Origin of the sequence: Micromonospora sp. NPDC005206 (assembly GCF_040608175.1) — a bacterium.
Classification (GTDB): domain Bacteria; phylum Actinomycetota; class Actinomycetes; order Mycobacteriales; family Micromonosporaceae; genus Micromonospora.
On the sequence record NZ_JBEXHU010000018.1, the window covers coordinates 59,841 to 85,872 of the forward strand.

The 26,032-nt window shown below is 73.8% G+C and carries 24 protein-coding genes, 3 tRNA genes and 1 pseudogene; 10 read left to right on the forward strand and 18 right to left on the reverse strand.

Annotation, left to right across the window (positions count from 1 at the left end; translation table 11 throughout):
- Positions 1-32: 32 nt before the first annotated feature.
- Together ABZU69_RS26065 and ABZU69_RS26070 are read right to left on the reverse strand one after the other, a co-directional pair.
- On the reverse strand, positions 33-1,133 hold the full coding sequence (locus ABZU69_RS26065) for a D-alanine--D-alanine ligase family protein (protein ID WP_354966955.1): 1,101 nt from the start codon (positions 1,131-1,133) through the stop codon (positions 33-35).
- 197 nt (positions 1,134-1,330) lie between these two features.
- Complete coding sequence (locus ABZU69_RS26070; RefSeq protein ID WP_354966956.1) at positions 1,331-1,549, reverse strand: hypothetical protein; 219 nt, start codon at positions 1,547-1,549, stop codon at positions 1,331-1,333.
- Between the two features lie 210 nt (positions 1,550-1,759).
- Here ABZU69_RS26070 and ABZU69_RS26075 point away from each other — a divergent pair.
- Both ABZU69_RS26075 and ABZU69_RS26080 read left to right on the forward strand, forming a co-directional pair.
- A pseudogene (locus ABZU69_RS26075) lies at positions 1,760-2,554 on the forward strand (Scr1 family TA system antitoxin-like transcriptional regulator); the annotation flags it as partial.
- 3 nt (positions 2,555-2,557) lie between these two features.
- Positions 2,558-2,758 (forward strand): DUF397 domain-containing protein, encoded by a 201-nt coding sequence (locus ABZU69_RS26080; protein WP_354966957.1) that lies wholly within the window; start codon positions 2,558-2,560, stop codon positions 2,756-2,758.
- 8 nt (positions 2,759-2,766) lie between these two features.
- Here the strand turns inward: ABZU69_RS26080 and ABZU69_RS26085 are convergent, their stop codons facing one another.
- From ABZU69_RS26085 to ABZU69_RS26105, 5 genes are all read right to left on the reverse strand, one after another.
- Entirely contained in the window at positions 2,767-3,816 is a 1,050-nt protein-coding gene (locus ABZU69_RS26085; RefSeq protein WP_354966958.1) for an ROK family protein, read from the reverse strand.
- Between the two features lie 473 nt (positions 3,817-4,289).
- Positions 4,290-5,078, reverse strand: a complete 789-nt coding sequence (locus ABZU69_RS26090) for a putative protein N(5)-glutamine methyltransferase (protein WP_354966959.1) — start codon at positions 5,076-5,078, stop codon at positions 4,290-4,292.
- A 146-nt stretch (positions 5,079-5,224) separates the two neighbouring features.
- Entirely contained in the window at positions 5,225-6,343 is a 1,119-nt protein-coding gene (locus ABZU69_RS26095) for a cystathionine gamma-lyase (protein WP_354966960.1), read from the reverse strand.
- 7 nt (positions 6,344-6,350) lie between these two features.
- On the reverse strand, positions 6,351-7,370 hold the full coding sequence (locus ABZU69_RS26100; protein WP_354966961.1) for an NAD(P)H-dependent glycerol-3-phosphate dehydrogenase: 1,020 nt from the start codon (positions 7,368-7,370) through the stop codon (positions 6,351-6,353).
- The gene (locus tag ABZU69_RS26105) at positions 7,367-8,101 is read right to left on the reverse strand and encodes a lysophospholipid acyltransferase family protein (protein WP_354966962.1); all 735 of its coding nucleotides are present in this window, start codon (positions 8,099-8,101) and stop codon (positions 7,367-7,369) included. The genes ABZU69_RS26100 and ABZU69_RS26105 overlap by 4 nt, the downstream gene beginning before the upstream one ends.
- Positions 8,102-8,227: 126 nt before the next feature.
- Here ABZU69_RS26105 and cofC point away from each other — a divergent pair, with 126 nt between their 5' ends.
- From cofC to ABZU69_RS26130, 5 genes are read left to right on the forward strand one after another with little or no spacing between them, the layout of a single operon-like run.
- Positions 8,228-8,875 (forward strand): 2-phospho-L-lactate guanylyltransferase, encoded by a 648-nt coding sequence (gene cofC / locus ABZU69_RS26110; protein ID WP_354966963.1) that lies wholly within the window; start codon positions 8,228-8,230, stop codon positions 8,873-8,875.
- 23 nt (positions 8,876-8,898) lie between these two features.
- Positions 8,899-9,096, forward strand: a complete 198-nt coding sequence (locus ABZU69_RS26115) for a cold-shock protein (RefSeq protein ID WP_354966964.1) — start codon at positions 8,899-8,901, stop codon at positions 9,094-9,096.
- A gap of 54 nt (positions 9,097-9,150) precedes the next feature.
- The gene (locus ABZU69_RS26120) at positions 9,151-11,517 is read left to right on the forward strand and encodes an RNA degradosome polyphosphate kinase (protein ID WP_354966965.1); all 2,367 of its coding nucleotides are present in this window, start codon (positions 9,151-9,153) and stop codon (positions 11,515-11,517) included.
- A 25-nt stretch (positions 11,518-11,542) separates the two neighbouring features.
- Positions 11,543-13,063, forward strand: coding sequence for a CYTH and CHAD domain-containing protein (locus tag ABZU69_RS26125; RefSeq protein ID WP_354966966.1), 1,521 nt, complete (start codon positions 11,543-11,545; stop codon positions 13,061-13,063).
- Positions 13,051-13,926 carry an NUDIX hydrolase gene (locus ABZU69_RS26130; RefSeq protein WP_354966967.1) on the forward strand — a complete coding sequence of 292 codons (876 nt, stop codon included), beginning with the start codon at positions 13,051-13,053 and terminating at the stop codon, positions 13,924-13,926. Before ABZU69_RS26125 ends, ABZU69_RS26130 begins: the two co-directional genes overlap by 13 nt.
- 25 nt (positions 13,927-13,951) lie before the next feature.
- Here the strand turns inward: ABZU69_RS26130 and ABZU69_RS26135 are convergent, their stop codons facing one another.
- The 4 genes from ABZU69_RS26135 to leuC all read right to left on the reverse strand — a co-directional run bounded on the left by ABZU69_RS26135 (position 13,952) and on the right by leuC (position 18,910).
- Entirely contained in the window at positions 13,952-15,832 is a 1,881-nt protein-coding gene (locus ABZU69_RS26135) for an endonuclease/exonuclease/phosphatase family protein (protein ID WP_354966968.1), read from the reverse strand.
- A 141-nt stretch (positions 15,833-15,973) separates the two neighbouring features.
- On the reverse strand, positions 15,974-16,690 hold the full coding sequence (locus tag ABZU69_RS26140; RefSeq protein WP_354966969.1) for an HU family DNA-binding protein: 717 nt from the start codon (positions 16,688-16,690) through the stop codon (positions 15,974-15,976).
- Positions 16,691-16,862: 172 nt separating this feature from the next.
- The gene (leuD, locus tag ABZU69_RS26145) at positions 16,863-17,450 is read right to left on the reverse strand and encodes a 3-isopropylmalate dehydratase small subunit (protein WP_354966970.1); all 588 of its coding nucleotides are present in this window, start codon (positions 17,448-17,450) and stop codon (positions 16,863-16,865) included.
- A gap of 14 nt (positions 17,451-17,464) precedes the next feature.
- On the reverse strand, positions 17,465-18,910 hold the full coding sequence (leuC, locus tag ABZU69_RS26150; protein ID WP_354966971.1) for a 3-isopropylmalate dehydratase large subunit: 1,446 nt from the start codon (positions 18,908-18,910) through the stop codon (positions 17,465-17,467).
- A 49-nt stretch (positions 18,911-18,959) separates the two neighbouring features.
- On the opposite strand from leuC, the gene ABZU69_RS26155 reads away from it, so the two are divergent.
- Positions 18,960-19,646, forward strand: a complete 687-nt coding sequence (locus ABZU69_RS26155) for an IclR family transcriptional regulator (RefSeq protein WP_036374687.1) — start codon at positions 18,960-18,962, stop codon at positions 19,644-19,646.
- Positions 19,647-19,850: 204 nt separating this feature from the next.
- Here the strand turns inward: ABZU69_RS26155 and ABZU69_RS26160 are convergent.
- From ABZU69_RS26160 to ABZU69_RS26175, 4 genes are all read right to left on the reverse strand, one after another.
- Positions 19,851-19,923: transfer RNA gene (locus ABZU69_RS26160), tRNA-Glu, on the reverse strand.
- Between the two features lie 153 nt (positions 19,924-20,076).
- Positions 20,077-20,149: transfer RNA gene (locus ABZU69_RS26165), tRNA-Glu, on the reverse strand.
- A gap of 134 nt (positions 20,150-20,283) precedes the next feature.
- Positions 20,284-20,355 (reverse strand) — tRNA-Gln (locus ABZU69_RS26170).
- A gap of 108 nt (positions 20,356-20,463) precedes the next feature.
- On the reverse strand, positions 20,464-21,267 hold the full coding sequence (locus ABZU69_RS26175) for a fumarylacetoacetate hydrolase family protein (protein WP_354966972.1): 804 nt from the start codon (positions 21,265-21,267) through the stop codon (positions 20,464-20,466).
- Positions 21,268-21,441: 174 nt separating this feature from the next.
- Here ABZU69_RS26175 and ABZU69_RS26180 point away from each other — a divergent pair, with 174 nt between their 5' ends.
- Together ABZU69_RS26180 and ABZU69_RS26185 are read left to right on the forward strand one after the other, a co-directional pair.
- A complete protein-coding gene (locus ABZU69_RS26180) occupies positions 21,442-22,887 on the forward strand; it encodes a hypothetical protein (protein ID WP_354966973.1) in 1,446 nt (481 codons plus the stop codon).
- Between the two features lie 34 nt (positions 22,888-22,921).
- Positions 22,922-23,788 carry a 3-methyladenine DNA glycosylase gene (locus ABZU69_RS26185; protein ID WP_354966974.1) on the forward strand — a complete coding sequence of 289 codons (867 nt, stop codon included), beginning with the start codon at positions 22,922-22,924 and terminating at the stop codon, positions 23,786-23,788.
- A 26-nt stretch (positions 23,789-23,814) separates the two neighbouring features.
- Here the strand turns inward: ABZU69_RS26185 and ABZU69_RS26190 are convergent, their stop codons facing one another.
- The 3 genes from ABZU69_RS26190 to arfB all read right to left on the reverse strand — a co-directional run bounded on the left by ABZU69_RS26190 (position 23,815) and on the right by arfB (position 26,023).
- Positions 23,815-24,411 carry a TetR family transcriptional regulator gene (locus ABZU69_RS26190; RefSeq protein WP_354966975.1) on the reverse strand — a complete coding sequence of 199 codons (597 nt, stop codon included), beginning with the start codon at positions 24,409-24,411 and terminating at the stop codon, positions 23,815-23,817.
- A 73-nt stretch (positions 24,412-24,484) separates the two neighbouring features.
- Entirely contained in the window at positions 24,485-25,483 is a 999-nt protein-coding gene (locus ABZU69_RS26195) for an aldo/keto reductase (protein WP_354966976.1), read from the reverse strand.
- Between the two features lie 114 nt (positions 25,484-25,597).
- The gene (arfB, locus tag ABZU69_RS26200) at positions 25,598-26,023 is read right to left on the reverse strand and encodes an alternative ribosome rescue aminoacyl-tRNA hydrolase ArfB (protein WP_121654221.1); all 426 of its coding nucleotides are present in this window, start codon (positions 26,021-26,023) and stop codon (positions 25,598-25,600) included.
- Positions 26,024-26,032 lie beyond the last annotated feature (9 nt).

Here is a 26,032-nt window from a genome sequence, read left to right on the forward strand (position 1 = left end):
CGGGGCGTCGCGGGCCGGCCGGCGGCCACGGCTCAGTGCAGGCCGACGCCGCGCCGCTGGGCGGTGCGGATCAGGCGGTTGACCAGCTTCGGATACTCCAGGCCGGACGCCGCCCACATGCGCGGGAACATCGACGTCGGCGTGAACCCGGGCATGGTGTTGATCTCGTTGAGGTAGACGTCCAGCTCGGGGGTGACGAAGAAGTCGGCCCGGGCCAGGCCGGCGCAGTCCAGCGCGGTGAACGCGCGGACGGCGTACTCCTGCACCTGGCGGGTCACCCTCTCCGGGAGCCCGGCCGGAATGTCGTACTCGCAGGAGTCGTCGAGGTACTTCGCCTCGAAGTCGTAGAAGTCGTGGTCGGCGACGACGCGCACCTCGGCCAGCACGGACGCCTCCGGCGAACCGCCGGCCTCCCCCTCCAGCACGCCGCACTCGATCTCGCGGCCGACGATCGCGGCCTCGATGATGACCTTCGGGTCGAACTGCCGGGCGGTGGCGACCGCCTCGTCCAGCTGCGCCCAGTCGGTAACCCGGGTGATGCCGAACGACGAGCCGGCCCGGGAGGGCTTGACGAAGACCGGCAGGCCGAGCCGCTCCCGGTCCTGGTCGCTGAGCGTCATCCCGTTGCGCAGCACCGCGTACGGGCCGACCGGGATGCCCTCGACCGCGCAGAGCTTCTTGGTGAACTCCTTGTCCATCGCGGCGGCGGAGGCGAACACGTTCGCCCCGACGTAGGGGATGCCGGCCATCTCCAGCATTCCCTGGATGGTGCCGTCCTCGCCGTACGTGCCGTGCAGCACCGGGAAGACCACGTCCACGTCGGCCAGCGCGCGAGGGCCCTCGGTCGGGTCGAGCACCATCAGCCCGTTGCCGGTCGGGTCGGCACGCAGCACGATGTCCGCTCCGGACTCGGCGGTGATCTCGGGCAGTTGGCGGGAGTTGATCGCGAGCTGCGCGGGGTCGCCGTTGGTCAGCACCCACTGGCCGGCCCGGGTGATGCCCACGGGCACCACCTCGTACTCGTCGGGGTCGAGCGCGCCGAACACGCTGCCGGCGCTGACGCAGGAGATGCCGTGCTCCGGGCTGCGGCCGCCGAAGACGATCGCCACGCGGGTCTTGCCTGGGGTGGTCACTCCGGTCACCTCTTCGTACGCGACTGCGGCTGGTCGTGCTCGCCGATGGCGCTCACCCGGTTGACCTTACTGTGCGTGGCGGTAGGGCGAGGCGATACCCGGCGAGCCGCGGCTCGACACGGCAATCGGTCAACAGAGGATATACGGTGCGTGATGGGATGTTGACCGGCGGCGCGACGCCGGCCGGTGCTGGCGCGTCAGTCCCGGGCGTGCCGGCGACCGACGGCGATCACCTTCACGCGCTGGCGGCCGGCCCGCACCATGCCCAGGGCCATGAACGCGCCGGCGATCCGGTCGGCGGCCTCCCGACTGCTGGCACCGACCACCTGCCGGCGCCGCTCGGGTGCCGTCCGCTCGTTGCGCTCGATGCCCTCGACGGCACGCACGTCGGTGAGCACCACCAGGAAGCGGGTCATTGTCGGCCGTCCGGTGTACGGCGGGGGGCTCCGGACCGGTACGCACGTCGTCTCCTTCCGGCGGGCCGGGATGGCGGTGGCACGCGACGATCGGGTACGGGGGAGAAACCCGATCGCCGCGCGCCCCATCCCCTCCGGTCGCTCACCGCCACCGTCGCCACGACAACCGGCAGTGAGGACGCGATGACAGATTGACACATGTAGAGCCACCACCGGGAAGCCGCCGGGCTGACGCTCGAGACCGCCGCGGATGAGATCAACAGCACCCGCAGCACCCTCTCGCGGTACGAGAACGCGCAGACACTGATCAGCCCGGCCACCGTGCGCGCCCTGCTCACCTCGTACGGGGTGGGCGCCGACGAGGTGGCCGCCGCGGTGCAGCTCGCCAAGGACGCCCGCAAGCCGGGCTGGTGGGTGTCGTACTCCTACCTGCTGGACCCGCGCACCATCGACTTCATCGCTCTGGAGGCCGAGGCCACCGCCATCGCCAACTTCGAGCCCTCGGTGGTGCCCGGCCTGCTGCAGACCGCCGACTACATCCGTGGGGTGATGCGCGGCGGCCCGCACACCCTCGGCGACGACCTGGTGGAGCAGCGGGTCAAGGTCCGCCTCGATCGGCAACAGCGGCTCACCGGCGACGACCCGCCCATCCTCGACGCGATCATCGACGAGGGCGCGCAACTCCGCCCGGTCGGCGACCAGTCCGTGATGGACGGGCAGTTGCGCCATCTGGTGAAGATGGCCGAGCTGCCGAACATCTCCGTCCAGGTGATCCCGCTCTCGGCCGGCTACCACCGGGGCACCCGGGGCTCGCTGCACATCCTGGAGTTCGCCGACCCGGAGGACCCGATCATCGCCTCGGTGGAGACCGTCGCCGGCCAGATGATCCTCGACCGTGCCGGCGAAACGCGTACCTGCACCAAGATCATGGAGCACCTGCGGAGCGTGGCGCTCAGCCCGGCGGACAGCCGCAAGCAGCTACTGACACTCCTGAAGGGACGGTAGGACATGACACCGACGATCACAGCGGCGCTGGCCGCGGCGGCGTGGCGCAAGAGCAGCCGCAGCGGCGACCAGGGCGCCTGCGTGGAGGTGGCCGCGATCCCGCGGCTGGTGGCCGTCCGCGACTCCAAGGACCCGACCGGCCCGGCCCTGCTCTTCCCGCCGGCCGCCTGGACCGCCTTCGCCCAGGCCCCGCCCCGGCGCTGACCGGCGGCTCACGCGACCAGCGGGCTGGACTCCGGTACGGCGCGCAGTGCCTCCAGGGCGGCGATGGCCACGCCCCGGGCGCCGGCCATGTCCCGCTCCGGCACCAGGGCGAAGGTGGCCACGGCGGCCTGCTCCTCGCGGAGCACGGTGTGCTCGCGGACGGTCGCCAGGAACCAGTCGCGGAACTCCGGCGCCGCCTCCACCACCCCACCGCCGACGAAGTACGCGTGCGGGTCGGTGAAGTTGGCCGCCACGGTGAACAGCCGACCCAGCGCCATCGCCTGCTGGGTGAGGAGGTCCCGGGCCAGCGGGTCCCCCTGCTCGCCGTAGCCGCGGACCAGCTTCGCCGCGCGGGCGACCGGCTCGGCGGCGAGCGGGTGGTCGGGGTACCGGGTCAGCCAGTACGGCAGCAGGTTGCGTTCGATGCCGGTCAGCGAGGCGACGCTCTCGACGTCCCCGGTGAAGCCGCAGGCGCAGGTGGGCTCCGGCTGCTCCGGGCCGAGCAGCCCGGTCAGCGGGATGTGCACGTGACCCAGCTCGCCGGCCATCCCGGCCGCGCCGGCGATCACGCGCCCGCCCTCGACAACGCCGCCGCCCAGGCCGGTGCCGACGATCGCGGAGACCGACGACCGGTTCATCGCCTCGGCGCCGAAGTACACGTGGTGGGCGTAGAGCGCGGCCGCGTTGCCGTCGTTGTGGTAGACCACCGGCAGGCCCAGCCGCCGCTCCAGCGCGCCCCGCACGTCAAAGCCACGCCAGGCCGGCTGGGAGAAGTTGGTCGAGCCACGCGACGAGATGACGCCGGTGGCACTGGCCGGGCCCGGAGTGTCCAGCCCCACCGCCCGGACCAGCTCGCGGGGCACGCCGGTCTGCGCCAGAGCGCCGTCCAGCGCCCGGGCCAGCGCCTCGATCGCGGCGTCCGGGCCGGCCCGCACCTCGCTGGGGATCTCCAGCAGACCGTCCACCAGGAACCGGCCGTCCACCGTCAGCACGGTGGCGTTGTTGCTGGTCCCGCCGTTGTCCAGCCCGACGACCACCGGCACCCCTGCGCTGCCCACCGAAACCGCCCTCCGCCGTCATGAGTGTGAGCCGAGGCTAGTGCCAACACCGCTCCCCCGCCACGCCCGGCCTCCCCGGCCGGGTGGGGACACCCGCTGGCATCGCTGATCGCGGCGAGGTCGCATGTCGCGGGACTTCGCCTCGGTGCCGTTCGTTGGCGGCTCCGCTGCCGGACTGCTCTGCTGCCCGCGCTGCTGTCCCGGTGCCCCCGAGGTGCTTCCGCGCATCCTTTGCTCTGCTTCAACCGGCGCGACACTGTGGGTGTCTTTCTGTTGCGCCCGTTGAAGCAGAGCAAAGGACGAACAAGGGGTACGGCCAGCCCGCGCCCTCCGACGAGGGCCGGCCGCTGCGATGGGCTGAGCGACGCCACGTGCCCGGGCCGCGGAGGCGGTCAGCGGGCCGTGGTCAGCGGGCTACGGCGGGCGGGTTCAGGCGGGGCGGCGGGCGGGTTCAGGCCGGGCGGCGGGCGGGTTCAGGCCGGGCGGCGGGCGGTCACGGCGGTGGCATCCAGGTCCTCGTCGTGCCGCACGCTCGGCTCGAGACCGAGGGCGTCGAACGCCGCGCAGAGCGTGTCCGCCTGCCCGGCGCTGACCTCCACCGCGAGGTGTCCACCGGGCGCCAGCCACCGGACCGCGCCGGCGGCCACCCGGCGCAGCAAGGCGAGCCCGTCCGGCCCGCCGTCGAGGGCCACCGGGGCCTCGTGCAGCCGCGCCTCGGCGGGCATCAGCGCCACCGCGGCGGTCGGCACGTACGGGGCGTTGGCCACCACCAGGTCCAAACGGCCCCTCCAGTGCGGGGGCAACGGCGCGAACAGGTCACCCTCGAACACCTCGGCGGCCAGTCCGGCGAGGTTGCGGCGGGCGCACGCCACGGCCGCCGGGTCGATGTCGGCGGCGGCCAGCCAGCGCGGCGCGAGCCGGTGCGCCAACGCGACCGTGGTGGCCCCGGAGCCGCAGCAGAGGTCGACCACGGCCGGCGCCGGACCGGTCACCGCGGCGGCCGCCTCGACGAGCAGCGCGGTGCGCCCCCGAGGCACGAAGACGCCCGCGGCGACGGCGATCCGCAGACCGCAGAACTCCGCCCAGCCGAGCAGATGCTCCAGCGGTTCGCCGGCCACCCGACGCTCGGTCAGGTCGGCCAACGCCGCCGGGGTGTCGGCCGCAGCCAGCAGCAGGTCGGCCTCGTCCTCGGCGTAGACGCAGCCGGCGGTGCGCAGCCGGTGCACGAGGGCCGGCCGGTCGGTGGAAAACGGTGCTGCCATGGGATACCTCCGGGAAACGCTCACCGGCGCTCCCGTGGCCGCTACCGCGGCGGGGACACGGGAGGAAGCGCCGGTCCTGTCGACTGACGGATCGGACTCACCTCCTCCGGTCGCGGCCCGCCGGTGCGGGCCGCCGACACGATATCTCAGGCCCGTCCGGCGGTGTCCAGCGCGGCGGCGATGTCGGCCACCAGATCGACCGTGTCCTCCACCCCGCAGGAGAGTCGAACGAAGCCGGGGGCGGTGTCGTCGCCCCACTGCGCCCGCCGGTCCGCGGTGGTGTGCAGGCCACCGAAGCTGGTGGCCGCCACCACCAGTCGGGCAGCCTCGACGAAGCGGCTCACCCGGTCGGCGTCGCCCAGGTCGAACGAGAGCACCCCCGGCATCCGGCGCATCTGCGCCGAGGCCACCGGGTACGCCGGGTCGTCGGTACGCCCCGGCCACCGCAGGCCGGTCACGTCCGGCCGGCCGGCGAGCAGATCGGCGACCGCGGCGGCGTTCGCGCTCTGCCGGGCCAGCCGCAGGTCGAGCGTGCCCAGCGAGCGGTGGGCCAACCAGGCATCGAACGCGCCCGGCACCGAACCTGTGGTGGTACGCCAGCGCGTCACCGCCTCGATCAGTTCGGCGGACCGGCTGGCCACGTAGCCCAGCAGCAGGTCGGAGTGGCCGGTGAGCGCCTTCGTACCCGAGGCGACCACCAGGTCGGCCCCGAAGTCCAGCGGACGCTGGCCGAGCGGGGTCGCCGTGGTGTTGTCCACCGCGAGCAGTGCGCCGGCGGCGTGCGCCCGTTCGGCCAGGGCGGCCACGTCGACCACGTCCAGGCCCGGGTTGGCCGGGGTCTCCACCAGCACCAGCCGGACGCCCTCCAGCGACGGGTACGGCCCGACGGTCGGGACGAACAGCACCCGGACGCCGATCGCCTCCAGCACATCGGTGGCGAACGCCCGGACCGGGAAGTATCCGTCGGTGGGCAGCACCACGGTGTCCCCCGGGCGCAGCAGGGTCAACAGCACCCCGGTGATGGCCGCCTGACCGGTGGCGAAGACCCGGCAGTCGCCGCCTTCCAACTCACCCACGGCCGACTCCAGCAGCCGCCGGGTGGGGTTGTCGGGGCGGCCGTAGCCGTTCGGTGAGCCGGCCGGGCCCTGCCACGGGTCGAGGTGGTACGGCGCGGCGAAGACCGGCCCGGGCAGGAAGGGGTCACCTGGTGCCGGCTCGGGCAGCCCGGCGTGCACACAGCGGGTGCCGTCTCCCAGATCGCTCATCGGGTCCTCACTCGTACGACTCGGGTTTGGCTGTCCGGCTCATCAGGGTGTCCACGGCGAGGCGGGGATCCATCCCCTCGTGGCAGATCCGCTCGACCTGCTCGGTGATCGGCATCTCGACACCGTGCGCCCGCGCCAGGTCGCGGATCGCCAGGCAGCTCTTCACGCCCTCGGCGGTCTGCCGGGTGGCGGCCTGGGCCTGCTCCAGCGTCTCGCCCCGGCCCAGATGCTCCCCGAAGGTGCGGTTCCGGGCCAGCGGGGACGAGCAGGAGGCGACCAGGTCGCCCATGCCCGCCAGGCCGGCGAAGGTGATCGGGTCCGCGCCGAGCGCCACACCCAGGCGGGCCGTCTCGGCCAGCCCGCGGGTCATCAACATGGCCCGAGTGTTGTCACCGAAGCCCATCGCGGTGGCGATGCCGTACGACAGGGCGATCACGTTCTTGACCGCCCCGCCCAGCTCGCAGCCGATCACGTCGTCATTGGTGTACGGGCGCAGGTAGGGAGTCCGGATCGACGCCTGCACGAGCGTGGTGCGGTGGCTGTTCGTTCCGGCGACCACGGTGGCGGCCGGCTGCTCGGCGGCGATCTCCGGGGCCAGGTTCGGACCGGAGACCACGACCACGCGGTCCGCAGCCACACCGGCGGTCTCCACGATGACCTCGCTCATCCGGCTGGTGGTGCCCAGCTCGATGCCCTTCATCAGCGACACGAGGGTGGCGTCCGGGTGCAGGTGCCCGGCCCACTCGGCGAGGTTGCCGCGCAGGGTCTGCGACGGCACGGCCAGCACCACCAGCTCGGCGCCGGTGATCGCCTCGACCGCGTCGTGGGTGGCGGTGACCCGGGCCGGCAGCAGCAGGTCCGGCAGGTACTCCGGGTTCCGGCGCTCGGTGCGGATGCTCTGGGCCACCGGCGCGCGCCGCGCCCACACCGTCACGTCCCGCCCCGCGTCGGCGAGGATCTTGGCGAACGCGGTGCCCCAGGAGCCGGCGCCGAGCACCGCGACGTGGCCCGTGCTGTGCCCGTTCACGCGACACCACCCTGCTGGCGCTCGGCGGACGGTCGGGCCGGCCGTTCCCAGAGCGGCGGCGGGGTGCCGCCACGGATCTCGGCGAGCATGTCCCGCAGCCGCAGCATGATGGCGTCCGACATCCCCTCGAGAGTGGCTCGCGTCGGCGGGGCGTCCGCCCACCGGCTCAGGTCGACCGGTTCGCCGGCGACCACGGTCACCGGGATCCGCGGACGCAGGCTGAGCCGGGTGGTCCGCGGGTCGAAGATCCGCTCCGGCCCCCACATCACCAGTGGCACCACGGGCGCACCGGTGGCCAGCGCCAACCGGGCCGCGCCGGTCTTGGCCTTCATCGGCCACAGCTCCGGCTGCCGGGTGGTGGTGCCCTCCGGGTAGATCACCACCGCGCCGCCCTCGTCGAGCGCGGCGACCAGCGCGTCCAGCGAGCGGACCGCGTCCACGGTGCCCCGCTCGACCGGAATCTGCCGGCACCGGCGCAGGATCCAGCCGACCACCGGCACCCGGAACACGCTGGCCTTGCCCAGGTACTGCGGCCACCGCCCGGAGTCGAAGATGAAGTGCGCGGAGACCAGCGGGTCGGCGTGCGAGATGTGGTTCGCGACGATGATGACGCCGCCGTCCCGGCCGAGGTGCTCCATGCCGCGCCACGTGCGCCGGGTCCAGACGGTCATCACCGGCTTCACCAGCGCCACGGCGAACCATTGCCAGAACCCCAGCCTCCGCCGTGCCACTGTGCCTCCTCGTCCCGCCCGACCCCGCCGCGAACCCCGTTCACGACGCCCGCAGCGGAAATCATGCCTGCTCGCCCCCGGTACGGCCAGCGAGGGTCCCGCCGTCCGGCTGGCAGGATTGCCGACGTGAGTCAACCGGGGTGGGCCGTGGTCGTGCCGGTGAAGCGTCTGACCGCAGCCAAGAGCCGGCTGCGGGGCGCCCTTTCCGGCGTACCGCACGAGGAGCTGGCGCTGGCGCTGGCGGCCGACACGCTCCGCGCGGTGCTGGCCTGCCCGGCGGTCGCCGAGGTTCTGGTGGTGACCGACGACGCCCGGGTGGCGGTGGCGGCGCGGACCGCCGGCGCGCGGGTGCGACCCGACGAGCCGGACGCCGGTCTGAACGCCGCGTTCCGGCACGGCGCGGCGGGCGTGCCCGCCGGGTGGGTGGCGGGGCTCACCGCCGACCTGCCGGCGCTGCGCCCGGCCGAGCTGGCCGGCGCGCTGCTCGCGGCGCGGGCCGGCCGAGCGCGGGTACGCCGGTTCGTGCCGGACGCACCGGGCGAGGGCACGGTGCTGCTCACGGCGCCGCCGGGCATCGCCCTGGACCCGCGGTTCGGAATGGGCTCGGCGGCGGCGCACACGGCCAGCGGGGCGCTGCCCCTGAACGGCGACTGGCCCAGCCTGCGCCGGGACGTGGACACCGCCGCCGACCTGGCCGCCGCCGCCCGGCTCGGGCTGGGACCGCGTACCGCCGCGCTGCTCGCCGCCGGCTGCCCGGCCCGCTCCGCGGGCTGACCCGCCGGTGTACGGTGCCAAGCATGCAAGGCACGGTGGCCAGCTACGACGCGGCGACGCGCAGCGGAGTTCTGCTGCTCGACGACGGCACCGAGCTGCGCTTTCCCGCCCGGGCCTTCGACGCCTCCGGGCTGCGGCTGCTCCGGCTCGGCCAGCGGGTTCGCGTCGACACGGATTCAGACGGCGAGGTCGTCCGGGTGACATTGCCGACGATGAGCTGAACCGGCGAGGCCAAGTTCATTTTGCGTTAACCCGGATCGGGTGATTATGAGCGGGTGAGCACCCCTCGCGAGCACCCGGCCGGCACGCCCGCCACCGACCCAGCCGTCCCCCGCAACGGCGCCCGCACACGCGGCGGCGACGGCCGATTCCGGCAGGTCCGCGCCGAGCGGGCCGGCGCCGCCCGCGCCGACGCGCACGACACCGACCCGGCCGCGGCCTCCTCCGGGCTGGACGAGGTCCTCGACTCCGCCGTCTCGTCCACCGAGACGGACGGCCCGGCGGCCGGTGGGCTGCGGCCGACCAGGCCCGAGGGACGGCCGGCCGGCGGCGAGCCGGACGAACCGCCGGTTCCCGCGCCACTGCCGGAGGACCGGTTCCTCAACCGGGAGCTGTCGTGGCTCGACTTCAACGCCCGGGTGCTCACGCTCGCCGAGGACCAGCGCACCCCGCTGCTGGAGCGGGCCAAGTTCCTCGCCATCTTCGCCAGCAACCTCGACGAGTTCTACATGGTGCGGATCGCGGGGCTGAAGCGACGGCTCTCCGCCGGCCTTCCGGTACGCGGCGGCGACCGGCTGCCCCTGCGGACCCAGCTGGAGCTGATCGCCGAGCGGACCGCCGAGCTGGTCGCCCGGCACGCCGCGTGCTTCGTCGACGACGTGCTGCCCAAGCTGGCCGACGAAAGCATCCGCATCCTGCGTTGGGGCGACCTGGGCGACGCCGAGCGGGAGCGGCTGCGCACCTACTTCCGGGAGCACATCTTCCCGGTGCTGACCCCGCTCGCGGTGGACCCGGCGCACCCGTTCCCGTACATCTCCGGGCGGTCGCTGAACCTGGCGGTGGCGGTCCGCGACCCGGACGGCGGTTCGGAGCTGTTCGCCCGGGTGAAGGTGCCCAACAACGTCCCCCGCTTCGTACGCGTGGACCGGGACCAGCCGGGCGTGCGGATGGTGCCGGTGGAGGACCTGATCTCGGTGCACCTGGGGCAGCTGTTCAGCGGCATGCAGGTGGTCGAGTGTCACCTCTTCCGGGTCACCCGCAACGCCGAGGTGGAGGTCGACGAGGACCGCGACGAGGACCTGCTCCAGGCCCTGGAACGGGAGCTGGCGCGGCGTCGGTTCGGCCCGCCGGTCCGGCTGGAGGTGGCCGCGTCGATCTCCGATCACATGCTGGACCTGCTCGTGCGGGAACTGGACATGGACGACCAGGACGTGCTGCGGGTCCCCGGGCTGCTGGACCTCTCCGCGCTCTGGCAGGTCTACGGCGAGGCGGACCGGCCGGACCTCAAGGACCCGCCGTTCGTGCCGGCCACCCATCCCCGGCTCGCCGAGGGTGAGGTGCCGCGCAGCGTCTTCGCCACCCTGCGCGACGGGGACATCCTGGTGCACCACCCGTACCACTCGTTCGCCACCAGCGTGCAGCGCTTCATCGAGCAGGCCGCCGCCGACCCGAACGTGCTGGCCATCAAGCAGACCCTGTACCGCACCAGCGGCGACTCGCCGATCGTCGACGCCCTGGTCGACGCGGCCGCCGCCGGCAAGCAGGTGGTGGTGCTGGTGGAGGTGAAGGCCCGCTTCGACGAGGTGGCCAACATCGGCTGGGCGCGCACCCTGGAACGCGCCGGGTGTCACGTCGTGTACGGCCTGGTCGGCCTGAAGACGCACTGCAAGACCGCGCTGGTGGTCCGGCAGGAGGGCAACCAGATCCGCCGCTACTGCCACATCGGCACCGGCAACTACCACCCGAAGACCGCGCGGCTGTACGAGGACTTCGGCATGCTCACCGCCGACCCGGAGGTCGGCGCCGACCTCACCGACCTGTTCAACGTGCTCACCGGCTACAGCCGGCAGACCGCGTACCGGCGGCTGCTGGTCGCCCCGCAGGGCATCCGCAGCGGCCTGATCGAGCGGATCGAGCGGGAGATCTCGCACGTCCGGCTGGGCATGCCCGGTCTCGTCCAGTTCAAGGTCAACTCGCTGGTCGACGAGGGCGTGACCGACGCGCTGTACCGGGCCTCCCAGGCCGGCGTGCACGTCGACCTGCTCATCCGGGGAATGTGCACGCTGCGTCCGGGGGTGCCGGGGCTGTCGGAGAACATCCGCGTCCGCTCGATCCTCGGCCGGTTCCTGGAGCACTCCCGCATCTTCCGGTTCGGCAACAACGGCAACGCCGAGTTCTGGATGGGCTCGGCGGATCTGATGCACCGCAACCTGGACCGGCGGGTGGAGGCGCTGGTGCAGGTGAGCGACCCGGTGGCCCGAGCCGAGCTGGACCGGGTGCTGACCATGGCGATGAGCCCCGACGTGGACGCGTTCGAGCTGGCCGGTGACGGCTGTTGGAGCCGGCGTGCCGGCGGGGACGAGGAGACCCGGGAGCATCTCCAGGAACTGCTGCTGCACCGGGTCGGTGGCACCGCCGGCTGACCGGGTCGCGGCATAGGCTGACCTGATGGTGGAGGAGGAGCAGAAGCACGAGGTGGACGACGCCTACGTGCTGCCGGACCTGTCCGCCACCTCCCCGGCCGGTGGCGAGGTCCGCGCGCTGCCGCCGGTGACGCTGGTCGCCCGCTACCTCGACACCGTCGACCTGCGGCTTGCCCGGGCCGGCGCCTCGCTGCGCCACCGCCGGGGCGACGATCTGCCCTGGACGGTGAAGCTGCCCACGTCGACGCCCGGTGTCCGGCACGAGATCTCCCGTCCCGGGCCGGTCGGACAACCGCCGCCGGAGCTGGTGGAGCTGGTCACCGCCCTGCACCGGGGCGCGCCGCTGGCGCCGGTGACGGTGGTGCGTACGGTCCGGCACGCCCACGAGGTGCGCGACGGCGCCGGCACGGTGCTCGCCGAGGTGGTGGACGACCGGGTGACCGTGCTCGACGACGCCGGCGCCACCACCGACACCTTCCGCGAGCTGGAGGCGGAGCTCAAGGCCGGCGACCGCGAACTGCTGGACCGGATCGGCGTGGTTCTGCGGGAGGCCGGCGCGCGGCACGGGGCGTTCATTCCGAAGCACGTGCGGGCGCTGGGCGCGGCGGCACAGGCCGAGCCGGACCTGGTCGCGCCGTCCGGGCTGCCGGCCGACCCGAGCGCCGGGGACGTGGTGACCGAGGCGGTCCGAAAGGAGGTACGCCGCCTGCTCGCGCACGACCCGCTGGTGCGGCTGCACGCCCCGGGCGGCGGCGGTGACAGCGCCGTCCACCAGATGCGGGTCGCCTGCCGGCGGCTCCGCACCGACCTGCGCACCTTCGCGCCGCTGGTCCGCAGGAGCTGGTCCCGCCCGCTGCGGGCTGAGCTGCGCTGGCTGGCCGGCGTGCTCGGCGCGGCCCGCGACGCCGAGGTGCTGCGCGACCGGCTGCGGCGCACCGCGACCACCGATCCGCTCAGCCCACTCGACCCGCGCGCGGTGGACCGGCTCGACGAGGCGCTCGCCGAACGGCAGCGGCAGGCCCTGGCCGCGGTCCACGAGGCGCTGCGCTCGGCGCGCTACCTGGCCCTGGTGGACGCCCTGGTGCTGGCCGCCCGCGCCCCCCGGCTCACCCGCCGGGCGGCCGCCCCGGCCGCGCGGGCGCTGCCCGGGCTGGTGGCACGCGCCTGGCGACAACTGACCGGGCCGGACGGCGTCGACGGCCTCGACCCGCTGGCGCCGGACGACCGCTGGCACGCCGTGCGCAAGGAGGGCAAACAGGCCCGGTACGCGGTCAACGCGGTCGCCCCGGCGCTCGGCAAGGATGCGCGCCGGCTGTCTCGCGCCCTTGCCGGGGTCCAGGATGTGCTGGGCGAGCACCAGGACGCCGCCGTCGCCGCGGACACCTGGCTGGCCCTCGCCGCCGACCGGCCGGACGACCACGAGCTGGCGGTCACCGCCGGTCGGCTGGCCGAACGGGAACGCGAGACGGTACGCCGGATGCGTGCCCGCTTCCCCGCCGCCTGGCACCGGGCAACCCGGCGACGGCGGACCCGATGGCTGCCGTGACCGGCATCCGGGCGGCCGGTGGGGTGGCCTGGCGACCGTCCGCCGACGGTGTGCAGGTCTGCGTCGTGCACCGCCCGCGCTACGGGGACTGGACGCTGCCGAAGGGCAAGCTGGAGCCGGGCGAGCACCCGCTGGTCGCGGCGGTACGCGAGTTGGCCGAGGAGTCCGACGTGCGGGGCGTGCCGCAGGTGCGGCTGCCGTCGGTGCGCTACCGCAGCGAGGGCCAGCCGAAGCTGGTCGACTACTGGTCGATGCTCGCGATGGGCTCCGGCGGCTTCCAGCCCGGCACCGAGGTGGACGACGTGCGCTGGCTCGCCGTGGACGACGCGATCCGGTTGGTCAGCTACCCGCACGACGCTGAGGTGCTGGGCGCGTTCGCCGCGCTGCCACCGGTGACCGGGACGATCGCGCTGATCCGGCACGGGCACGCCGGCAAGCGGGCCACCTGGACCGGCCCCGACACCGGACGGCCGCTGGACGCCGAGGGATGGGCTCAGGCGCAGGCGCTGGCCGGGCTGGTCGCCCTGGTCCGGCCGGCCCGTCTGGTGTCGGCGTCGCCGCGCCGCTGTGTGCAGACCCTGGACCCGGCCGCCGCGCTGCTCGACCTGCCGATCGAGATCTGCGGCGACCTGGACGAGCCGCAGCCGGGCCAGCAGCTCGACGAGCAGGTCCTCGCCACCGCCGCCCGGCTGCTGGAGCTGGCCGGCGGCGGGCGGGTGGCGGTGTGCGGGCAGGGCAAGGTGCTGCCGGGCGCCCTGGAGCAGCTGTCCGGCCGCGCCGACGAGGACTTCACCACGCCGAAGGGCGGCGGCTGGCTGCTCGCCTTCACCGCCGACCGGATGCTCGCTGCGGACCGCCTGTAGGCCGCGGCCGCCCTGAGCCGGCGGGTCAGCGGGCCGTGAGGGTGACGGCGACCGGCAGGTGGTCGCTGGACGTGCCACGCGGCGCGACCGGGCCGGTGGGTGCCAGGCCGGGTGAGACGAAGACGTGGTCGATCTGCTGGCGCGGATCGTCGGCCGGACTGGTCGCCAGCGGCCGGGCGGCCGCCAACGCGTCGACTAGACCGGCCGCGGTGAACTGCCCGAACGCCTCGTCACCCGGTTCGGTGTTCAGGTCGCCGGCCACCACCAGCGGCCGGCCGGCCGCGTACCGGGTGGCGAAGTCGGCGACCGCGCGGGCCTGGACCACCGGACCCCGGTGGGGCGGCGGTTGCAGGTGGGTGCTGACGACCGCGGTGCGAACGCCGGCACCGAGGTCCAGGGTGACGGCGAGGGCCTGCGCACCGGTGGGCGCCCCGACGGCGGGCAGCGGCAGGGTCCGCGGATCGGTCACCGGCCAACGGCTGAGCACCGCGTCGCCCCAGACGGGGTCGGCGGCCGGCCCGAAGAAGTACGGCATGCCGAGCTGGTCGGCCAGCAGGTCCAGGGTGTCGTGGCCGCCGTTAAGCAGCCAGCCCCGGTCCACCTCGCTGAGCAGCACCACGTCGGGCCGCTGCCGGTCGACGGCGGCGGTCAGCCCGGCCAGGTCGAACCGCCCGTCGAGCCCGAAACCCATCCGGACGTTGTACGCCACCACGGTCAGCCGCTCCGGCGGGCCGTCCCGGTTGTCGGCCACCGGCACCTCGTCGGCGAGCAGCGGCGCCAGCAGAGCCAGCGCGGTGACCGCGGCCGTGGTCCGCAACGGCGGCAACGGTGCCGGGGCCGGGCGGCCGACGGGACGGGCGGCGAGGGCCACGACGGCGACCAGCGCGGCGACCACCACCGGCACCGCGCCGTTGGGGTAGCCGAGGTCGTAGGCGGAGTAGTACCCGACCGCCCCCAGCACGAAGACGAGCATGCCGACGGCGACCGCGTATCCCCGACGGCCCGCCCACCGCACGCTGTCCTCCGCGCCCTCGACGCGGCCGGCGTCGTCGGTGTGGGCCAGGCAGGCGCCGAGACCGACGGCGGTGAGCAGGACGGCCGCGACGAGCAGATCGCCCCGGTCCAGCGCGAAGAGCAGCGCACCGGCCAGCAGTGCCGCCGGTCCGAGTGCCCGACCCCACCGCCGGGGCGCACCGACCAGTGCGGCCAGCAGGAATCCGGCGACCGCCACCGGCAGCGGGGCCAGCCCGAACAGCGGCGAGCGGGCCACGCCGTCCCCCGCGACCAGGTACGAGGTTCCGGTCCGGGCCAGCGCCGGACTGAGCGCCACCATCCCGGCCAGCAGCAGTGCCGGCCCGGCCAGCAGCCAGGCCCTGGCGCCACCGGGGCCGGCGGGCACGGACGGCAGCGCCGTGCCGAGCAGGAACACCGCCACCGCGACGGCGCTGAGCAGCCAGGCCACCCAGTCACCCCGCCAGACCAGGTCATACGTGTCCAGCACCGCGTGCGCGGCCGCGTTGGCCGCCAACCCCAGCGCCAGCCCGGGCACCGGTCGGTCGGTGGCGGCGGCGACGCCGACCAGCCAGACCAGCCCGGCCAACAGCCCGGCGGTGGCCAGCCAGAGCTGCGTACGCCCGCCCGGAGCGGCGGTGAGCGCGAGCCGGGCGGCGGCCAGCACAACGGCAGCGGCGACGGTGACCGGGCGGGCGCCCACCCGGCGGACCAGCGCCGGTGCGGCCAGCGCGAGCACGAACCAGCCGAGGGCGAACGCGCCCATCAGCTCGGCCGGGGTGGACGCGGCCTGGCCGAAGATGGTGATGATGCCGGGCAGCCACACCCGCAGCACGTCGATGAGCAGGATGACGCCCAGCGCGAGCCATCCGGTGGTGAGCTGGCGGTAGCGCACCGGCGCCCTCTTCCCGTCGGCGGGCCGGCAAAGGGGGGCCGGCACGGCGATTCTGCGCGTGCCGGCCCGTCCGGTCAACGGTCCGGGCTACGCCGAAAAGGGCGCCCACCCCACGGGTGGACGCCCTTTCCTGCGGGTCGGTCAGCGCTTGCTGGCCGCCTTCTTGGCCGGGGCCTTCTTGGCCGGGGCCTTCTTCGCCGCCGTGCTCTTGCTCGCCGCCGTGGTGGTCTTCTTCGCCGCGGTGGACCTGGTCGCCGCGGCGCTCTTCTTCGCCGGGGCGGTCTTCTTGCTGGCGGCCGCCTTGGTCGCCGTGGCGGTCTTGCTCGCCCTGGCAGGGGCGGTCTTCTTGCTGGCCGCCTTGGTGGCCGTGGCGGTCTTGCTCGCCTTGGCCGGGGCGGTCTTCTTGCTGGCCGCAGTGGTCTTCTTGCTGGCCGCAGTGGTCTTCTTGCTGGCCGCCTTGGCCGCGGTGGCCTTGGTGCCCGCCGCCTTGGTGCCCGCTGCCTTGGTGCCCGCCGCCTTGGTGCCGGCGGTCTTGGCCGTGGTGGTGGCGGTCTTCTTCGCCGCCGCCGTGGCCCTCGGCACCTTGCCGCTGGCCACCATCTCCTTGAATCCGGCGCCGGCGCGGAAGGTGGGGACAGATGTCTTCTTGACCTTCACCGCCTCGCCGGTACGCGGGTTGCGCGCTGTTCGCGCGCCACGCACACGCTTTTCGAATGCTCCGAATCCGGTGATCGCCACCTTCTCGCCCTTGGTGACCGCCGCCTGGACCTCAGTGAGGACCGCGTCGAGCGCGGCCGTCGCCGTTTTTCGGTCCCCCAGGCGAACAGCGAGCGCCTCGATGAGCTCGGCCTTGTTCACGACTTCCTCCCGATTGTGCAACTGACTCGACGCGAGCCATTCTGCGCGCACGGTATGCCCTGTGCTGCCGGGACACAAACATTCGGTGGAAAAAAGCCCTTGTGTCGCAACGGATTCACCCCCACCGGTTGGACCGATGGGGGCGGAATCCGGTGTGCGGTCGGGCGTACGGCTATGCCACCGAGGGCAGGAACGGCAGTCGGCCCGCCTCGTAGGAGTCGATGTCGGCGGCGTGCCGAAGGGTGAGTCCAATGTCGTCCAGGCCCTTCAGCAACCGCCACCGGCTGAAGTCGTCCAGCGGAAACGACCAGCTGGCGTCCCCGGCCCGGAGCTGGCGAGCGGTCAGGTCGACGGTCACCGGAGTGCTCGGATCCGCCTCGACGAGGCCCCACAGTTCTTCGACGGCTTTCAATGCCAACTCGACCGGCAGCAGACCCTCCTTGAGTGCGTTGCCGCGGAAGATGTCGCCGAAGCCCGGGGCCACGACTGCGCGAAAGCCCCAGTCCCGGAGAGCCCAGACTGCGTGCTCGCGGGAGGATCCGGTGCCGAACTCCGGACCGGCGATGAGGATCGACGCCCCGGAATACGAATGATCGTTGAGCACGAATGCCGGATCTTCGCGCCAGGCACTGAACAGTCCGTCGGCGAAGCCGGTCCGAGTCACCCGCTTGAGGTACACGGCCGGGATGATCTGATCGGTGTCCACGTTGGAACGCCGCAGCGGCACGGCGGTGCCGGTGTGGGTGGTGAACTTGTCCATCTCCTCGGTCCCTTCTACAGGTCGGCGGGGGCGGCCAGCCGGCCGACCACGGCGGTGGCGGCGGCGACCGGCGGGGAGACGAGGTGGGTACGCCCGCCCGGACCCTGACGGCCCTCGAAGTTGCGGTTGGAGGTGGAGGCGGAGCGCTCGCCCGGCTTCAGCGTGTCGGGGTTCATCCCCAGGCACATCGAGCAGCCGGCGAACCGCCACTCGGCGCCGGCATCGGCGAAGACCTTGTCCAGCCCTTCGGCCTCGGCGGCCTCCCGCACCGCGGCGGAGCCGGGCACCACGAGCATCCGTACCCCGTCGGCGACCGTGTGGCCGCGCAGCACGTCGGCGGCGGCCCGCAGGTCCTCCAGGCGGCCGTTGGTGCAGGAACCCACGAAGACCACGTCGATGGGCAGCTCACGCAGCGGCGTGCCGGCGCGCAGGTCCATGTACTCCAGCGCCCGGCGGGCCGCGGCACGTTCGGAGTCGGTGGCGAACTCCTCCGGGTCCGGCACCGGCGCGCTCAGTGGCGCGCCCTGACCGGGGTTGGTGCCCCAGGTGACGAACGGGGTGACCTGGCTGGCGTCCAGGGTCACCTCGGCGTCGAAGCGCGCGCCCTCGTCGGTGGGCAGCGTCCGCCACCACGTGACCGCCGCGTCCCAGTCCGCGCCCTGCGGCGCGTTCGGCCGACCCTTGAGGTACGCGAAGGTGGTCTCGTCCGGCGCGATCATGCCGGCCTTGGCGCCCCACTCGATGGACATGTTGGCGATCGTCATCCGCCCCTCCATCGAGAGGGCGCGGATGGCCTCGCCGCGGTACTCGACGATGTGCCCGCGACCGCCGCCGGTGCCGACCTGGGCGATCAGCGCGAGCACCAGGTCCTTGGCGGTGACCCCCGGGGCGAGCCGGCCGGTGACGTTCACGGCCATGGTCTTCGGCCGGCTCTGCGGCAGCGTCTGGGTGGCCAGCACGTGCTCCACCTCGCTGGTGCCGATGCCGAAGGCGAGCGCGCCGAACGCGCCGTGGGTGGCGGTGTGCGAGTCGCCGCAGACGATGGTCAGGCCCGGTTGGGTGAGCCCGAGCTGCGGGCCGATCACGTGCACGATGCCCTGGTTGTCGTCGCCGAGCGGGTGCAGCCGCACGCCGAACTCGGCGCAGTTGCGGCGCAGCGTCTCGATCTGCGTCCGGGACGTGGGGTCCGCGATGGTGAGCAGGTCACCACGGCGGGACCGGAACGCCGGATCGGCGTACCCGGTCGGGGTGTTGTGGTCCTCGGTCGCGAGCGTCAGGTCGGTACGGCGCACCCGGCGACCGGCGAGCCGCAGCCCGTCGAACGCCTGCGGGCTGGTCACCTCGTGCAGCAGGTGCAGGTCGATGAAGAGCAGGTCCGGCTCACCAGCGGCGGACCGTACGACGTGCGCGTCCCAGACCTTCTCGGCCAGGGTCCTCGGCTGAGGAGTGACTCCCACCATCTGGACATCCTAAATTCTGGGAGGTAAGTTTCGGCTTGTGGGACACAGTATGAGCGGTGTCGGCGTTCTCGACAAGGCGGTGGTCATCCTGGCCGCCTGTGTCGACGGCGCCAGCCTGGCCGAACTCGTTGAGCGCACGAAGCTGCCCCGGGCCACCGCGCACCGGCTGGCACAGGCACTGGAGATTCACCGGATGCTGGTCCGGGACACCCAGGGTCGCTGGCGTCCCGGCCCGCGGTTGGGCGAGCTGGCCAACGCCGCGCCGGACGTCCTGCTGACCGCCGCCGAACCGCTGCTGGCCGCGCTGCGCGACGCCACCGGCGAGAGCGCACAGCTCTACCTGCGCCGCGCCGACGAGCGCATCTGCGTGGCGGCGGCGGAGCGTGCCAGCGGCCTGCGGGACACCGTTCCGGTCGGGTCGGTGCTGCCGATGACCGCCGGGTCCGCGGCCCAGATCCTGCTCGCCTGGGAGCCGCCGGAGGCGGTGATGCCGCTGCTGCCACGCAGCAAGTTCACCGGCCGCACCCTGGCCGAGGTACGGCGCCGCGGCTGGGCGCAGAGCGTGGCCGAGCGGGAGGCCGGTGTGGCGAGCGTCTCCGCCCCGATCCGCGACCGCACCGGCCGAGTGATCGCCGCCGTCAGCATCTCCGGCCCGATCGAGCGCCTCGGCCGCCGCCCCGGCGAACGCCACGCCATGGCCGTGGTGAGAGCCGGCCAACGCCTCTCCGGCCTCTAACCCCACCCAGGCCCGACCCCGGCCCCGCCCCGGCCCCACCCCCCGCCGGCGTGATCAAGAGGTTTGCGTCAGTCCACCCGGCGTGGCATGACGCAAAGCTCTTGATCACGCGGACGGGAGGGGGCGGGAGGGGGACGCGGGCGGGGGGTGGGACTGGGTATGCAGGAAGGCTCGCCTCGCGGAGCGAGACGAGCCTTCGGTTTGTAGCCCCGACCGGATTCGAACCGGCGCTACCGCCTTGAGAGGGCGGCGTCCTGGGCCACTAGACGACGGGGCCAGAACTTTCCTGCTTCACCGCCCTCGCGAGCGGTGCGGCTGTAGTCTAGCGGCACCGTATGCGGGGGGCAGCATGGGGTGCGGGCCCGGCGGGGCGCGCGAGGTGGACACGAAACAGCCCGCCTCACCAGGTGAGACGGGCTGTGCACAGATGTAGCCCCGACCGGATTCGAACCGGCGCTACCGCCTTGAGAGGGCGGCGTCCTGGGCCACTAGACGACGGGGCCAGAACCACTTCTGCTCCTCCACCCTCGAGGGCGGAGGAGCTGCACTCTACCAGAGACCACCCTCCGCCCCCGCGGGGGCGGAGTCGAACTCCGTCAGAATCCAGCGTCCGGGATTCTCGCGAATCCCAGCTGCGCTGGGGTACCAGGACTCGAACCTAGACTAACTGAACCAGAATCAGTCGGGCTGCCAATTACCCCATACCCCATTGGCCCCTTGCGGCGCCGGGAGTGAACATTACCCTCCCGGTGCCGGCAGGCCAAATCCGATCCCCCCGAACCGCCCGTGAGCTGCGGAAACAGGGGCATCGGACGGATCAGGCGACCGGGACCACCGGGTTGGTGAGCTCCCCGATGCCCTCGATCCGCACGGTGACCGCATCCCCCTCGACGAGCGGGCTAACCCCTGCCGGCGTGCCGGTGAGCACCACGTCGCCGGGCAGCAGCGTCATCACGTGCGAGATGTACGACACCAGGCCGGGCACGTCGAAGACCATGTCCTTCGTCCGGCCGAGCTGGCGTACCTCCATCTCCTCCGGGTTGCGGCCCACCTCGCACCGGATCTCCAGGTCGGAGACGTCCAGACCGGTGGTGATCCACGGCCCGATCGGGCAGAACGAGTCGAAGCCCTTGGCCCGGGTCCACTGCCCGTCGGAGCGCTGGAGATCACGGGCGGTGACGTCGTTGGCGCAGGTGTAGCCGAAGATGGCGCGTTCGGCGGCGGCCCGGTCGGCTCGGCGCGCCCCCGGCGCCCCGATCACCACCGCCAGCTCCGCCTCGTGCTCCACCTGCTTGGAGAAGATCGGCAGCCGGATCGCGTCCCGGGGACCGATCACCGAGGTGGACGGCTTGAGGAAGAGCAACGGCTCCTTGGGCACCTCGCTGCCGTGCTCGGCGGCGTGGTCGGCGTAGTTGCGACCCACGCAGACCACCTTGCTGGGCAGGATCGGCGAGAGCAGTCGGACGTCGGAGAGGGCCCAGCGGGCCCCACTGAAGGAGAGCTTGCCGAACGGGTGGCCTTCGATCTCGGCGATGGTCAGGCCCTGCGGCCCGGCCTCCGGCTCGCCCTCGACGACCCCGAACGACATTCCCTTGGCATGAGCGAAACGAGCGATACGCACCTGGCCAATCTATCCCCGCCGCCAGGTTTACCGACCAGGACCGGCTGCCGGGTGTGCTCAAGCCGTCAGGTGGGGGCACCCTAGCCGAGGCGGCGACGGCCCGGGCCGGCTTCCCGACTTCGTACCCGCACGGAGGCAGCGCGCCCCTAGCGTCGGCTCCGGAGGTTCGTTCGTATGCCTGCATCGACACGACACCACAGAGCCCTCGCAGTGCTCGTGCACTGCCTCGGCATCCTCGCCGCCGTGCCGGCCCTGCCCACGGCGGCCCCGGAGGCGGCGGCCACGCCACGACCACCGGCCGTCACGCCACAACCAACGGCGGCCCCGCCACGACCAGCGGGGGCCCTGCCGCCACCGGTCGCCAGCACGCCGCCGCCGGTGGCGGTGGCCGCGCGGGCACCCGCCGCGGCGACCGCGGAGCCCACGCCACCGTCGGCGCCGCCAGCGATGGCGCCACCCTCGCGGAAACCGGCGAAGGCGCTCCCGCCCCCGGTCACGGTGGCGGTCGCGCCGGAGAGCAGCCCCGCCCCGCGGTACCGGATACACGTCCGCAACGTGGGCAGCTCGCCGGTCGACACGACGGTGCGCCAGGAGCTGCCGCCCGGCGCCTCGGCCACCTCGATCAGTTCCGGCGGGCGAGCCACCCGCGCCGGCGGGTCCGCCACCGAGGTGACCTGGCGGTTGAGGCTGCCCGCGCACAGCAGCACCACGCTCGGCACGGCGCTCGCCGCGACCGCGCCGGGCCAACCGATGACCGCGCCGGCCTGCGCGTTCACCAGCGACGGCAGCCGGCCGTACGACTGCGCCACAGCCACCTGGCAGGCGGCGGCGACGCCGGCGGCGGCCGAGGTCACCGAGGCGCCGGCCTGGCGGCGGATCCCGGTGCTGCTGGCCGGGCTGGCCGTCCTGCTGCTGCTCTGCGCCGGTGCGTTCTGGGTGTGGCGTCGCCGCCGGCGTGGGCGGCGGATGACGGCCGCCGCCCTGGCCGCCGGCGGGGCGCCCGACGACGGACGCGGGACGGTCTATCCGCGTCCGTCGTCCCCGAGCCCGGCGCGGCGTCGGCGTACCCCGCCGGTCTGGTTGCTGGTCGGCGCGGCGGTGGTCGTGCTGGCCGGCGTACTCGGTGCTGCCGGCTGGACAGCGACCCGGCGGGTGGCGGCGATCGACACCCAGAAGCAGCCGACCAGCGGCGCGTGGATGGGCACCGCGGTGTCCGGCCCGGTCGGCATGCCGCTGCGCGAGTCGGCGTTCGAGTTCACCGTGTACCGGATGTCGTGCGGTGCGGCCGGCTCCGCCGGGCCGGCCGACGGCGGCGGTACGGCGCCGGCCGCGGGTCGGCGGTGCCAGGCCACGGTCGGTGTGCGCAACGTCACCGGCGATCAGCAGCCCTGGCACGGCCAGCTGCAACGGGCCTACCTGCCGGGCGGGCGCTGGGTGAGCACCGACGAGCCGGCCACCCAGGCGGCCAACCTGGGTCGGGACGTCTTCGCCGATCCGGTGGCCGCGGGCACCCGGGTGGTGCTCCCGCTGGTGTTCACCGTCGACGGGCGGGACCCGCCCCGGCAGCTGGAGCTGCGCAGCGGGGTGTTCTCCGCCGGCGTGCGGGTGGACATGCCCTGACCGGCGGGCGGGCGGCGGTCGTACCCTGGGGTCCGTGACCGCCGCCCTCGCCCCCGCCGTGCTCGACGTGGCGGCCTGGCAGGCCCGCCGCCGGGCCCACGAGGAGCGGGTGGACGGCTGGCTGACCCCGCACCTGGCCCGCCGGCGCCGCGGCGAGCGGCACCCGGTGGCCGATTTCCTCTTCACCTACTACTCGCACCGTCCGGCCCAGCTGCGTCGCTGGCACCCGGGCGCGGGGGTCGAGCTGCGTGGCGCGGATCCGGCCGATTTCGGCCGGGACTACCGCGCCACCACCGTCGGGGTCACCCTCGACACCGAGGCGGTACGGGCGCGACGCAGCGACTCGATCGGCTGGATCCGCTCGCTGCTGGCGGCCACCGCCGGGCGGACGCCGCACTTCGGCTGCTTCGGGATGCATGAGTGGGCGATGGTCTACCGGCAGACCCGTGAGGAGCTGCGGCACAACGCCTGGCCGTTGCGGCTGGACCCGGAGCGGACCGCCGCGATCGTCGAGGAGCGGGGCGTGCGGTGCAGCCACTTCGACGCGTTCCGGTTCTTCACGCCGCCGGCCCGGCCGTTGAACGTGCTCACCCCGACCCGGGAGACCCAGCACGCGCACGAGCAGCCGGGCTGCCTGCACGCGAACATGGACCTCTACAAGTGGGCGTACAAGCTGTCGCCGCTGCTGCCCTCGGAGCTCGTCGCGGACTGCTTCGAGCTGGCCCGGGAGATCCGCACCCTGGACATGCGGGCCTCCCCGTACGACCTGGCGGCGTTGGGTCATCCGCCGGTGCGGGTGGAGACGCCGGAGGGCCGGGCGGAGTACGCCGCCGCGCAGCGCGGCTTCGCCGACCGGGCCGCCGTGCTGCGCGACCGGTTGCTCGCCGCCGTGCCAGCCTGACCTGCTCGCCGCCGAGCCAGCCCGACTCAGCTCTCCGGGCGGGTACGCAGGCCGTCGATGAGCAGCGCGACCACCGCTGCCATGTCATCGTCGAGGCCCGGTTCGCTCCACTCGGTGCGGTGGGACGGGTGGTGGAAGCGGGCGGTGGCCTGCAACAGCGCCCGGCCGGCCACCGCCGGGTCGGGCACGCTGAACTCGCCGGCCGCCAGCCCGTCCGCGACGATCAGGGTGAGCTGGCCGGCGAGGACCTCAAGGTGCTTGGCGACCGCGCCCTCGGAGAGGGTGGCGAGCTGGTGGAAGTTGTCGAACAGCTCCGGGTCCTCGCGGGCGATCCGGCGCTTGGTGCCGCTCAGCTCGGCGAGCCACCGGCGCAGCCGCTGCGGGGCCGGACCGGGGCCGGTGGCCACCTCGATCAGCGGGGTGGAGACCCGCGCCAGCCAGCGGTCGGCGACCGCATCGCGCAGCGCGGCCTTGCTGGCGAAGTGCCGGTAGACGCTGCCGTGGCTGACGCCCAGCGCCCGGGCGACGTCCAGCACGGTGGCCTTGGCGGGCCCGTACCGGCGCAGCACCTCCTCGGCGGTGTCGAGGATGCGGTCGGCCGTCAGGGCGGTGGCGTCGCTCATCCCTCCAGCCTTCCTGACCGCGCGGACGGCCGTGGCGCGGCCCCCGGCCGGCGGTCGCGCCACGGCCCGGCGGTCATGCCCGCTCGCTGTCCAGGAGCGCCATCTGCGCCTCGTCGTAGCGGCTGCCGGAGGCCGCGCCGGCCGGGACGGCGGCCTCGATCGCGGCCAGGTCCGCCGCGGTCAGGGTGATCGCGGTCGCACCCAGCGCCTCGGTCAGCCGGTCCCGACGCCGGGCGCCGATCAGGGGCACGATGCTCTCGCCCCGGGCGAGCACCCAGGCGATGGCGATCTGCGCCACGGTGACGCCGCGAGCCTCGGCGATGGCGCGCAGGGCGTCCACCAGGGCGAGGTTGCGGTCCAGGTTGGCGCCTGCGAACCGGGGCAGGTGGCCTCGGAAGTCGGCGCCGGCGGTCTCCCGCTGCGCCGTCCAGTGGCCGCTGATCAGGCCCCGGGACAGCACTCCGTACGCGGTGATCCCGACGCCCAGCTCGCGCGCTGTCGGCAGGATCTCGGCCTCGGGGTCGCGGGAGATCAGCGAGTATTCGATCTGGAGGTCGGTGATCGGGTGCACGGCGTGCGCCCGGCGCAGCGTCTCTGCGCTCACCTCGGACAGGCCGATGTGCCGGACGTGACCGGCCTTGACCAGCTCGGCTAGGGTGCCCACCATCTCCTCCACGGGCACGTCCGGCGTGAGCCGGGCGGGGCGGTAGATGTCGACGTGGTCGGTGCCGAGACGGCGCAGGGTGTACGCCAGGAAGTTCTTGATCGCGGCGGGTCGGACGTCGACGCCGTTCCAGCCGCCCTCGGCGTCGCGCAGCGCGCCGAACTTGACGCTGATGACGGCGTCGTCCCGGTTGCGACCGCGCAGCGCGTCGCGCAGCAGCATCTCGTTCTGCCCCATGCCGTAGAAGTCACCGGTGTCCAGCAGGGTGACGCCGGCGTCGAGCGCGGCGTGGATGGTGGCGATGCTCTCGGCCTCGTCGGCGGCGCCGTAGAGGTCGGACATGCCCATCAGGCCGAGCCCGAGTGCGGAGACGGTGGGGCCGGTGGTGCCGAGGATGCGGGTGTTCATGGGTCTTCCTCTCCTGGGTGACCCGTTGAGCGTACATCCTTTGGCTGACAGATTCCAGATTCTGTCATCCAGTAGCTGCAAGGACCCGGAGCCTGCCCAGGGAATTGGGACGAACTACTCGCCGTCGACGCGGCGGTCGCGCTTGCGCTGGGACTGACGCTTCTTCTCGGCCAGCCGGCGCTCCTTGGCTCCCCGGGACGGGCGCGTTGCCCGGCGCGGCGGAGGTGGGGGCGCCGCGGCCTCGCGCAGCAGCGCGGCCATCCGCTCACGGGCCGCCTCCCGGTTGGCCAGCTGCGCCCGGTGCTCACTGGCGGCGATCGTCAGCACCCCGTCCACCAGGCGGTTGGCCAGCCGGGCCAGCGCCCGGGACCGGACCGACTCGGGCACGGCCGGCGAGTTCGCCAGGTCATAGCTCAGCTCGACCCGGGAGTCGGCGGTGTTCACGCCCTGCCCACCGGGCCCGGACGAGCGGGAGAAGCGCTCCCGCAGCTCCCCGGCGGGGACGACCCACCGGTCGGTCACCCGCAGTCCGTCGTCCACGCCCCGAGG

Bases quoted from the DNA above. Each gene is read 5' to 3' on its own strand.
- ABZU69_RS26070 (WP_354966956.1), bottom strand. From the start codon at position 1,549: ATGACCCGCTTCCTGGTGGTGCTCACCGACGTGCGTGCCGTCGAGGGC.
- ABZU69_RS26080 (WP_354966957.1), top strand. From the start codon at position 2,558: ATGACACCGACGATCACAGCGGCGCTGGCCGCGGCGGCGTGGCGCAAG.
- ABZU69_RS26090 (WP_354966959.1), bottom strand. From the start codon at position 5,078: ATGGCAGCACCGTTTTCCACCGACCGGCCGGCCCTCGTGCACCGGCTG.
- ABZU69_RS26095 (WP_354966960.1), bottom strand. From the start codon at position 6,343: ATGAGCGATCTGGGAGACGGCACCCGCTGTGTGCACGCCGGGCTGCCC.
- ABZU69_RS26115 (WP_354966964.1), top strand. From the start codon at position 8,899: ATGCAAGGCACGGTGGCCAGCTACGACGCGGCGACGCGCAGCGGAGTT.
- ABZU69_RS26125 (WP_354966966.1), top strand. From the start codon at position 11,543: ATGGTGGAGGAGGAGCAGAAGCACGAGGTGGACGACGCCTACGTGCTG.
- ABZU69_RS26130 (WP_354966967.1), top strand. From the start codon at position 13,051: ATGGCTGCCGTGACCGGCATCCGGGCGGCCGGTGGGGTGGCCTGGCGA.
- leuD (WP_354966970.1), bottom strand. From the start codon at position 17,450: ATGGACAAGTTCACCACCCACACCGGCACCGCCGTGCCGCTGCGGCGT.
- leuC (WP_354966971.1), bottom strand. From the start codon at position 18,910: ATGGTGGGAGTCACTCCTCAGCCGAGGACCCTGGCCGAGAAGGTCTGG.
- ABZU69_RS26155 (WP_036374687.1), top strand. From the start codon at position 18,960: ATGAGCGGTGTCGGCGTTCTCGACAAGGCGGTGGTCATCCTGGCCGCC.
- ABZU69_RS26180 (WP_354966973.1), top strand. From the start codon at position 21,442: ATGCCTGCATCGACACGACACCACAGAGCCCTCGCAGTGCTCGTGCAC.
- ABZU69_RS26190 (WP_354966975.1), bottom strand. From the start codon at position 24,411: ATGAGCGACGCCACCGCCCTGACGGCCGACCGCATCCTCGACACCGCC.
- ABZU69_RS26195 (WP_354966976.1), bottom strand. From the start codon at position 25,483: ATGAACACCCGCATCCTCGGCACCACCGGCCCCACCGTCTCCGCACTC.